Origin of the sequence: Bradyrhizobium sp. Leo170, assembly GCF_004296405.1 — a bacterium.
Lineage (GTDB): Bacteria > Pseudomonadota > Alphaproteobacteria > Rhizobiales > Xanthobacteraceae > Bradyrhizobium.
The window spans coordinates 1-437 of sequence record NZ_PSRR01000882.1 but is presented as its reverse complement, the minus strand read 5'-3'; the positions used below and the strand labels follow the sequence as shown (position 1 = coordinate 437).

The 437-nt window shown below is 52.6% G+C and carries 1 protein-coding gene; it reads left to right on the top strand.

The window, feature by feature from the left end; all coding sequences use genetic code 11:
• A partial coding sequence (locus CWO89_RS47460) for a hypothetical protein (protein WP_207231231.1) occupies positions 1-365 on the top strand: 365 nt, incomplete at its 5' end.
• Between the last annotated feature and the right edge of the window lie 72 nt (positions 366-437).

The window sequence follows — 437 nt, the reverse complement described above, 5'->3', positions numbered from 1 at the left end:
TGGATTGGAAAGGATTCATAATTCTATTTCAGAATGTCGGTTTGAAGCTCGAGAGCCTCGGTGATCGCGACGCAAACGCGCCCCCAAGGACCTACCAAAAATGGTCGGCCGCACTGTTACAGGAAGATGGATATACTGTCGCTCTCAACGGAGTGGGATCCGTGCCCTACACTATTAGATGTCATCGAACCGAGTTTAGCCGGAAGTATTTTTCGGTTCAAAGGTTGAGCGCAGGAGAAGCCGTGTGTAAAGCGGAGTGTCTTGACAGATCGGGAGTAGATATAGACTACATTGATACTCCATCAGACGGACGTGTTGACCTCTGCACGCTCCGGAAGTTGGCTGAGACGGAGGGCGGCTTCTAATAAGGAATTCCCAGCTCAGGTCAGCCCGCCGCAAGGCGCCTTTCCTCGGAGGCACCTCTTCCCGCACCAGTT